Annotated in this window: 6 protein-coding genes and 2 pseudogenes; 6 read left to right on the top strand and 2 right to left on the bottom strand. The window is 54.5% G+C overall.

What is annotated here, in order from left to right; all coding sequences use genetic code 11:
- Positions 1 to 791, bottom strand: a 791-nt coding sequence (locus tag ABI171_RS18685; protein ID WP_348094041.1) for an IS5 family transposase, incomplete at its 3' end; no start/stop codon positions are given.
- A 566-nt stretch (positions 792 to 1357) separates the two neighbouring features.
- Here ABI171_RS18685 and ABI171_RS18680 point away from each other — a divergent pair.
- Positions 1358 to 4306, top strand: coding sequence for a PAS domain S-box protein (locus ABI171_RS18680; RefSeq protein WP_348094040.1), 2949 nt, complete (start codon positions 1358 to 1360; stop codon positions 4304 to 4306).
- Positions 4307 to 4416: 110 nt separating this feature from the next.
- Here ABI171_RS18680 and ABI171_RS18675 read toward each other — a convergent pair.
- A pseudogene (locus ABI171_RS18675) lies at positions 4417 to 4512 on the bottom strand (transposase); the annotation flags it as partial.
- 465 nt (positions 4513 to 4977) lie between these two features.
- Here ABI171_RS18675 and ABI171_RS18670 point away from each other — a divergent pair.
- From ABI171_RS18670 to ABI171_RS18650, 5 genes and pseudogenes are all read left to right on the top strand, one after another.
- Complete coding sequence (locus ABI171_RS18670; RefSeq protein ID WP_348094039.1) at positions 4978 to 5472, top strand: head completion/stabilization protein; 495 nt, start codon at positions 4978 to 4980, stop codon at positions 5470 to 5472.
- A gap of 11 nt (positions 5473 to 5483) precedes the next feature.
- Positions 5484 to 5695, top strand: a pseudogene (locus ABI171_RS18665) (tail protein X).
- Between the two features lie 105 nt (positions 5696 to 5800).
- Entirely contained in the window at positions 5801 to 6166 is a 366-nt protein-coding gene (locus ABI171_RS18660) for a phage holin family protein (protein ID WP_348094038.1), read from the top strand.
- A 1140-nt stretch (positions 6167 to 7306) separates the two neighbouring features.
- Positions 7307 to 7567: a phage baseplate assembly protein V gene (locus ABI171_RS18655; RefSeq protein ID WP_348094042.1), complete on the top strand. Its 261-nt coding sequence runs from the start codon at positions 7307 to 7309 to the stop codon at positions 7565 to 7567.
- A 152-nt stretch (positions 7568 to 7719) separates the two neighbouring features.
- Positions 7720 to 9795, top strand: a complete 2076-nt coding sequence (locus ABI171_RS18650) for an autotransporter (RefSeq protein ID WP_348094037.1) — start codon at positions 7720 to 7722, stop codon at positions 9793 to 9795.
- Positions 9796 to 9966: the final 171 nt, after the last annotated feature.

Here is a 9966-nt window from a genome sequence, read left to right as displayed (position 1 = left end):
CAACGCATTTTGGTTTCGACCAGGCTGCGCCGATGATAGCCGGCCCACTTCTTCCATATTCTTCGGCCAATGCGGCGCGTGGCGCGCAATATGGCATTGCGGGCCTCGGCGCCGGGACGCCGATCTTTCCACGGCTTGGCATTTTTTCGCGTCGGAATAATAGCGTGCGCAATGGCTTCGTGACAGCCCTTCGTGTCGTAGGCCCCATCTCCGCTAACGCTCGCGATGGGCTCGTCCAAGGCAATCTGGTCTAGCAAGCATGGCAGCATGGGTGCATCCCCGGTGGCGTTGTCCGTCACTTCGATGGCCCGAATTTCCAATGTGGTGGCGTCGTTGCCCAAGTGCGCCTTGCGCCATTGACGGCGGTAGTCGGCGCCATGCTTCTTGGTTTTCCACTCGCCTTCACCCAGCATCTTGATGCCGGTGCTGTCGACCAACAAGTGCAGTCCTGTCGTCGTAGTGTGTGCCGCAATCGTCACGACGAGATGCTTTTGCCGGCGGCTGACGGTGCTGAAATCGGGCACTTGCCAGTCCAGGCCCGCCAGCTTGAATAGGCTTTGCGCCATGCCCATCGCCTGGCGCAGTGCCAGATTGAACAAGTCCTTGATGGTCGGGCAGAATTGAATCGCCGCCTCGCTGTATTTCGGGCTGCGCCCGCGCTTGCCGCTGGCACTACCCCGCCAGCACATGTCCTGGTCCAGCCAGATGAGCAGCGAACCGGGCGCCTTCAACGCCGCTTTGTACTCTTTCCAGTTGGTCGTTCGATACTTCGGTTTGGCCGGTGCACTCATCGCGACAGTTTACCCGAGCCTCGATTCAGATGACGCTGGCGGGGATGTGTGCAACAAAGCCTCATCAAACTGATCGTTGCAGCTGGCAAGATGTTGGTACGCCGGTTCCATTGGTTTTAAATAACGCAGACTTGCCTTATCGCTTTGTCAATGATGCGAAAATTTAGATGAAATAACAATCAGGTAATCCCCAAAAGCCAATAAGGATTTTCCTACGGAAACAATAATTCTTCATTGCATAGAGAAACCAGGCGATTTCCGACAGCAGTTGCCGCTATCCCTACAGCAATAGCAAGATTTCCTGATACTCAGCCCGCCCGAGATTGCTTATTCTTCGCTCATATCGGCAGCTAAAATGGCCTTGCCTGAAACGCTCCGAGTCCGAACCGGACCGACGCAGCTTTAAAGGAAACAAACATTCTGAATTCGTGATTGGAAAAATAAAAGCACGTGCTCCCGGCATATCGCTACTGGTAATGCATGGGTACCCAGAATCCTTTTTCCGCGACATGCGAAAATGCCGGCAATTCAGGATGTACATCGATCTCCACCATAAAGATATTTAAATGACCTCTATGCGAGACGAGCCTGCTATCAATTTTCCGCTCAAGAAGAAAGCTTTTTTTCAAGATATCTTCGAACGATCGGCAACTGCAATGATGATCATCGGCCAGGACAGGATTTTCCTGGCAGTGAACAGCGCAGCGTATTCGATCCTTGGATATGAAGCAGAAGAACTGACCGGCAAGCATTTTGCAGACATCCTGCATCCCGAGGACCGGCTTTTGATCCTGAATGCATTTGATGATCGATTGACGCATGAAACTCCAAGCGGACACCTGAAATCCCGCTCTATATGCAAGAACGGCAAAATCATCCAGGGAACGCTACACATCTCACCCGTGCATGACGTGCATAGCGGGCTACTGTATTTTTTCGCTCAGCTTATCGATATCAGCGAACTGGCGTCGCCGAAGAATAACGATCTGAGCGAAGATAATCAACTGCGCATATTGTTCGACAATTTTCCCTTCCTGGCCTGGCTTAAAGATACGGAAAACCGTTTTCTCGCCGTCAACCAGCCATTTGCCGATGCCTTCGGCCTCGCAGTCGCCGATGAATTCGTGGGTAAAACGGATCAGGATATCTACCCGCAGGATCTGGCGCAACAATACCGGGCCGACGATCAGGAAGTACTCGGCAGCGGCGATCGGAAGATATATGAGGAAATCATTGAAATCCAGGGTACCCGCAAATGGTTCGAAACTTATAAGGCGCCTGCATGGGATGCGGACGGGAAATTGCGCGGCAGCGTCGGCTTTGCCCGCGACATCACCAGGCGCAAGCAAACCCAGCAGCATCTGGCACTCAACGAATTCGCCCTGAATCAAGTCAATGACAGCGTACTACTGATTGATCAGCACGGCCGCTTCCACTATGTGAACGATGCCGCCTGTTGCGCGCTCAACTACAGTCGCGCTGAATTGCTTGGCATGGGCATAGCCGATATCGATCCCGACTGGCCGGCAAAGCGCTGGCCTGAATGCTTTGATTACATCAGAATCCACGGCTCCAACAAGACCGAAACTCGTCACCAAGCCAAGGATGGACGCATTTTCCCAGTAGAGGTCAGCGCCAGGTATTTCGAATACCAAGGCCGCGCTTATAACGTCACGCTGGTGCGCGACATTACCGAGCGCAAGCGCATGGAAGAGCTTTTGCACAAGCGCGAACAGGAGTTTCGCGCCTTGGTGGAAAACTCTCCCGACACCATTGTCCGTTACGATCGGGAATGCCGACGCATGTACGTCAATCCGGCACTGACACGTGTTACCGGCATTCCAGCGCATGAAATGCTGGGTAGAACACCTATCGGATTTGAGTTGAATTACGACGAGACGGCGGAATATCAACGCGCAATACAGCAAGTCCTGCAGAGCGGCGTAAAACAAGAAATCGAACTCGTCATGCACTCTCCCGACGGCAAAACCAGTTACCTTCAAGTCCAGCTGATGCCGGAACTGGCTCTGGATGGACAAATTGTCAGTGTATTGGCGCTGGGACGGGACATCACGGCACTCAAGGAAAGCGAAATCAGGCTGCGCACTCTGGTCGAGAATCTGCCCGACTTTATTGCCCGCTTTGATTTGCAGAGCCGCCATACTTACGTCAATCCATCCGTCGCCCAAGCTTACGGCCAGTCCCCCGAGCATTTCATCGGTAAAACGCTGCACGAGTTGGATCTGGATCCGCACGGCCAATTGGGAAAACAGATCAAGGAAACCATCCGGCTAGGTGTGCCCCATGCGATAGAACATAAACGGATGACACCGGAGGGGGAACGTCTTTTTGAAATACGCCTTATCCCAAAAAAGGACGGCTGCAAACAGGTCATCGGCGTGCTTGCGATCGGGCGCGACATCACCGAACGGAAGCAGGCGGATGAACTGTTGCTCAAACGCGAGCAGGAATTCCGTACGCTTGCTGAAAACCTGCCCGATCTGGTCGTACGATACGATCGCGATTGCCGACGCACCTACGTCAATCCGGCTTATGAACAGGAAACCGGCATTCCGGCAAGACAATCGATGAATAAAATGCCAGATGCAAAATGGCGGACCAACATCTCGGGAGAAGAATTCAACGCGACGCTATGTAAAGTCATGGAAACCAGAATTCCTGCGCAGATTTTTCTCAGAGGGGTCAAAGCGGATTTACAAACTGCCGACTATGCCTTCCACGTCGTGGCAGAATGCAACCCGGATGGCGACGTGATCGGCGCGCTGGCGATCGGCAAAAACGTCACCGTCTTGAAAGAAACCCAGCGCCGCCTTGAAGAATCGCAGCTGCTGCTGCGACAACTGGCTGCGCACAACCAAACCGCAAGAGAAAATGAGCGTCGACACCTGTCGCGTGAAATTCACGACGAACTGGGACAGTGCCTGTCGGCATTGCGTATGGGCATGTCGGTCCTCGAGCTCCAATACAATGAAGATCATGCGTCGTCGCAAGCAATAATTCAGCGCATGATAACGCTGGTCGATTCCACGATTCAAATAGTACGCAACCTGGTGACATGGTTGCGCCCGTCAGCGCTCGACATGGGGATTGTGCCTGCGCTGGAATGGCTGGTGGAAGAATTCAACCGTGGACACCCGGGTATACGGTGCATATTGTGCGTGGTCGAAGATGATATCCATCTGGATGAAAAACGCGCTACCGAAATTTTCCGGATTACACAAGAATCGCTGACCAATATCAGCCGTCATGCGGGCGCAACTGAAGTCCAGATCGCATTGGAGCGAAGAGAAAGCCATTACCTGCTGGAGGTGCGCGACAATGGCAAGGGATTCGACTCGCTATTACAAAAGAAACAATCGTTTGGCCTGATTGGCGTCCGTGAGCGGGTGCTGATGCTGGAGGGCAAAGTTGAAATTTCCAGCGTGCCGGATCAAGGAACAATCATCAGAGTGGACATTCCCATCCACGCGCACAACGTATCGGTAGATTCATGACGCAGGTGTTGATTGCTGCAGATCGCGCTCGAATCAAAAGCAGGCAATCATTGCTGGAAAAGCAAAACGGCCCATAGAGGGTAATGCTCACAATCCTGCTCGAACCACGCTTGGGCGACGGCGCTGTTACTGACAAACGGCACCTGAGCATCTGGCAATGCCAGATCGAGCTCGTCTACGACCTCGCTGATGGATTGATGGCGGTAGCGCCGTCGCGGAAAATTGGCGTCAAGTCACCGGAAATCTCTACAATAACGAGATAAACAGAAAATCTCATTTTCTGTGGCGAAGTCTCAAAAAATCTCATCTTCTGCGGCAAATGATCCCAATATGTATGGCACATCCGTTTGTAACTTGTTGATTTCCCCTGATTACGGGATCATCTTCTATAACACTTTACGGGAGGAATTTCTTGCCCAACTGTAGCGTATACAAAAATTCAATCAAACCTCAATCGACTGCAAATATACTTGCCATAAACAACATATCTGCCGAACTGGAAGGAGCCTACGGATTCCACAGAACTAAATAGCGAATGCAGCGCGCCCTGTGCCGTCAAGGAAGCTCAATGGTTCCCGGGAGTGGTGCCCCGCAGCCAGCGACAAACTCGGTCGGATGCATTTGTAGCATTTCAGCGTGTCGCCTCGGCACGCGTTCGGTTGCTTTCACCCATGACCTTTATTGCTATCGCGCCACCTTCTGCCGGCGCCGGCACGTCCCTGCCGGAAGTCGGTAGCGTCGAAAACGACGGTTTCTATCCCGATATCGTCTTGCAGGACATGCGCGACAACATGCATCTGGACGGCACTGTCACCAGTCCGCGACTGGTCCAGGCGATTGTGGCCGCCGTGCTGCATGTCAATGCGGAGCTGCGTGACTGGAAACTAATCCAGATCACCGCCGGCTTTGCGGGCCTGGCCGCCGTGCCGGCGGACCGGGTCAATCGTGAAAGCGTCAACATTTCCCACTATCGCCGCGCCGTCTACTGCTGGGCCAAGGCCGATCTCACCGAGCGTTACCGCGACTACGACAGCACCGCGTCGTCGCTATCGGACAAAAAAACCATGGAAGCGCTGGATAACGCACCGGCAGAACAACGCCGTAACGCCCATTGGGTCATCGCGGACATCCTTGGCCGGCCTCACGTCACGGTGGAGCTGATCTGACGAATATGACAATAACCGTGCGTGCCTAACAGCATGACACGCTAGATGGCGCCACCTGGGCGCCACCGCCAATGTGGTCGAGGCGGCGCTCGAACTAAATCCCGGCTTAGCCGACCTGGGGCCGATCCTGCCGCACCGCTTGATTGTTACCTTGCCAGAATCAACCCAAAAATCCACTAAAACCACCCAAATTGTGCAGCTTTGGGACCAATTGGACAATTAACTATGGCAGAACCCAGCACCACCACTCTGTTCGTCACCAGCGCCGCCGGCATCGACCTGATTAAAACCATCGAACTGCCGGCCTGGCTGCGCAAGGGAGGTGGCCATGACTAAAACGCTGACTTTGCTGGCGTTGCTTTCCTACGCCAGCACCTGCCTGCGGTTGCTGTGCTATCGGCGCGGCCTGGCGAATCACCGCTTGCACATCTCTTTGGTGGCCTGGTTGCTGATTGTTGCCACCGGCACCAGCGCCCTGGAGATCCTGCTGGGCCTTGGCCGTGTCTCCTTCGGCGAAGCCCGCATTGCCTTCACTTTGTGTTACCTGGTGCACCGCGCTCAGGACAACGTCGCCAACATCATCAGAGGTATCTTCGCAAGCATCCAGTATCATCATGTTCCACAGGGAAGCGGTTCTATGCGGGAGTTCGTTCAACAAGAGGAAGTTTCGTTCTGGCTGACCACTTGTTACTAAACGTTGAGAAAATCAGCTTAACTTTCAATACACTAGGTATGCAATGAAGGTTAGGCAGAATACCGCTAGCGAAGCGCGGATAACCGATGGCTCCGAAGCGGGTGGAGCGTCGCAGCAGTCCAAGCAGAAGTTCGCTCAGACAGAGAAGTCGCGCACCGGCGCACTGATGGGACTACACCCTCTAGGGACGTGCCTGGCGCGCAGTTCTTTACCAACCCAGCCTCCGCGCCGGAATGTTATTTCACCTCATAGCGCAACAGCCCAGTGTAGCGCCCTTCCTCCATTCAATAGCCCCCCTCGTTCGGCGGCGGGGATAAGAAAAGTTCCAGTTCGAAGGCATCGAGTTCTCGCTATGCGGCCTTAATGCCGAACAAACCTCCGCTATTCCTCCTACGCAATGTGCCGTATGTCTCCCAAGGGAGCGAGCGGATGGGTTGCTGGTATGCCTGTGCCAGGATGATAGGCTATAGCGCCGAAGCGGGCCCCAGGCTAGGTCTTCCGAAACGTTACAGTTCGGACTCTGGTCATAACGCGCTAGAAGATCTGGCCGATATTGAGCAATTCATTTCGAACGAGGGGCTATCGAAGGTCAAACTACCGGATTCACAAGCGTTTTCACTCGAAGAGTTGGTCGCTCTTCTCGAACGGCACGACCCCATACTTTTCGGGTGGCAACCCGACCCGGACAGTTGGCACATGTCAGTTCTCATCGGTGTTAGCCATAAGAACGGTGGCGTTGTTTTCCATGATCCTCAGAAAGGTCCGGACAGGGTCATGTCGCTAGCTCACTTCAATCAGCGCCTTGTATGGGAGGTGCCGTACGCCATGATGCATCGATAAGATCAGACGGCAATGGGTCGCCTGAACAAGCCGGAAAAATCGGATGCGGACGCGCTGATGACAATGCGTAGAGCGTGCACCGCAAGGTGAACCTTGGTGGTTGGCAACGCGGATATCAACCCTCTAGCAGGTGCGCCGATTCCGGCAACCCGGCAACATGCAACGCATGACTGCCGACTACTCCGAACTGCTGCGCTGAATCCTGAATCTGATCCGGTTCGGCACCATTGCCGACATCGATCACTACGCCCAGCGCGTGCGCGTACAGGTCGGTAAAACACCACCACCTGGCACCCCTGGATCACGTTACGGGCCGGCGATGCACAGACCTGGTTTCCGCCTTCCATGGGCGAACAAGTCATTGTGCTGTCGCCCGAGGGGGATTTCGCCAATGCCGCGATTCTGCCCGTCCGACAAATACAAGTCCCATCAATCAAGTCAGCTTACCGGAACCGCGATTCAAGTAACGACGGTGGGGATTTGTGCAATAAAGCCGCTTACCGTCGGCATCGTCAAATGATAATAAATATCCCCATTCGCCATACATTGACTGTCTGTTAGGGTTGATAAAATTTGTCAGTTGGTTTGAATATATTGCCGGGCTCGGTTTTTGCTTTTTGCATTCTATGATTTTCTTAGGTTGGAGAAATAATGTCGACCCTTCATCCCGAGCTTTCTATCGTCTCGTTTATATTCGCTTACATTCATTCCTCATGCCTAATTCACATTCTTTGACCGGTAAAAACTTCGCTGCACTGATCATTTCTTTGGCAATTGCCGGCTGCGGCGGCGGTGGTGATGGCGGCGGCGATGGCGGCACAACGGGCGGGGCGACCAATAGCAACTCCAGCGCCACAAGCGCGGCTGTCGATATTACCGCGGCTATCCTCGCCAACCAGAACATCACGCTCAACGCCGACTCCGTTATCAATCTCCCCGCCGGCGTCACCACTTATACCGGCGTGATCTCGGGGCAGGGAACGCTGCTGTTGAATCCTGCGGCAGGCAGCGCCAATTCCAGCACTTTGGTCATCACTCAGGCCAGCACATTTAAGCTGCCCGACAGCCGGCAGGTCGAGTCAGTGACAAAATCCGTCTATCCGGGCATGGGATATGCGCTTAGCATTAGCGGAAGCAATCCCCCGGTGCTGACTATCAATCCAGGCGTAACGCTGCAAATCGGCAGCAATACCAGCGCGGATAACTCGCCGAATTTTATCGCCACCTCAGACAGCAAAAACCTGGCAAGTGTGGTCAACGGCGAGATCAATCTCAACAATATTCTCAACAACGGCGCCATTGTGCTGAGCAGCGCCCAGTTCATCCTGCTTGGAGAGATCAGCGGCAGCGGCTCCATCATGCAATTGCCGAACGTGTGGGGCGGCAATTCGATGGGCGGCATCAGTTCATTCTCCGGCGTGCTGGCGCTGAGCACCGGACAGGATTTCGGGACCAATCACGTCGGCCCTTCGATACCCACTGCCAAGGCAGTGGTGAATGAAGGTTCGTGGCTGGTCTGGAGCCCGACTAACAACGTCGTCACTGTCGCGCAGAATATCTACGAGGCGAGTTTTGGCGGTGATATTAATTTCCATCCCATCGGCAATTCGAGAATTATCATGCGCGGCGTTTATAGCCATACGGATAACAGCCCGCACAACAGTCCTAATCTGATCAATCCCGGTTTGAGCGATGACAGCCTGAACCTGGCGAAAGTGATTTACCGCGGCGGCCCGAATGACATCAATGGCAACGACGGCAGCTATCGTGGCATCAATATCGAAAGCGGCGGCACGGTCCAATGGGGAGACGGCACCACGCACGACTTTTTCCTGCCGTCGGCGCCGTCGCCGTTTGCGGTAGCCCCGGCGCTGGGGGCAAAGAATGCTTATATCAACCTGCATCGGGGCGGCACCCTGGCCTTCAACTACAATGGTCCGGTTGCGCTGAACGTGGGCATCACCGGCGGCGGTGGCGGCCCTGACCGCGACGGCAGTACGGGATTGGGCAATGTCACCATCATGTCGACCGCCGGCAATGATGTTACCTTTAGCCAGCCGCAAAATTACAACGGCGTGACAACCATCGGCGCCAAGGCAATTTTACGGTTGGGAGCCGGCTCGCCGCAGCCTTTGAACTACGACAAACTGGTCTACAACAGCGCGACCAAGCAATACGTCAAGAGCACGACGTTGCAGGCAACTTACAGCGGCGACAGCAGTTTGCTGACAGCAGAGTCGGCCGGCGGCGCATCGACCGACAGCATCGTCAACGACGGCAGCCTGATTGTGCAAAACATGACCGACGCCATCACGCTTTCCAATATCAGCGGCAGCGGGATTTTCCTGCAGAACGGTACTGCCGTCACTACCTTGCGCAATAATAGCTACAGCGGGGCAAGCACGATCAATAGCGGCAGCGTACTGGCGGCGAGCGCTAATGCTTGCGGCAGTGGTAGCCTGATCAACAATGCCGGCCTCGGGCTGGCAAGCACGCAGTTTGAACTGACGCTGGCCGGCGGTTATCAGCAAAGCGCCAGCGGCTCTTTGACATTGCCAATCAACGGCGCCGGCAAGGGAGTCGACTACGGCCATCTGACGGTAGCCGGCCCGGTTGTCCTGGGCGGTGCATTGATCCTGCAATTCAATGGCACTTTCACCAGCGGTCAGAAATTTGTGCTGATCGACGCCGCCGGCGGCATCAGCGGCTCCTTCAGCAGCGTGACGAGCTCTGGCCCTGCCGTCGATATCACGCTGAATGGAGGGGTCTTGACTGCGACGGTGAGATAAGGCCCGCTCGTAAAGTGGATCCATCGGTCAAGACAAACTTCCTGCTATTGAGATTTACATAAATAATGACATCACCACAATTGTGCCTGCTTCCAACAAGCCATGATGATGGACGGGCGGTGCTGCGCGCTCTTGAGCTTGTTGCGAGCGGTGTTCTGCAACTCGTCGAGA

It is taken from the genome of Collimonas sp. (assembly GCF_039923675.1).
In the GTDB taxonomy this organism is placed as follows: Bacteria; Pseudomonadota; Gammaproteobacteria; order Burkholderiales; family Burkholderiaceae_D; genus Collimonas.
This window is presented reverse-complemented; position numbering and strand designations above follow the sequence as displayed.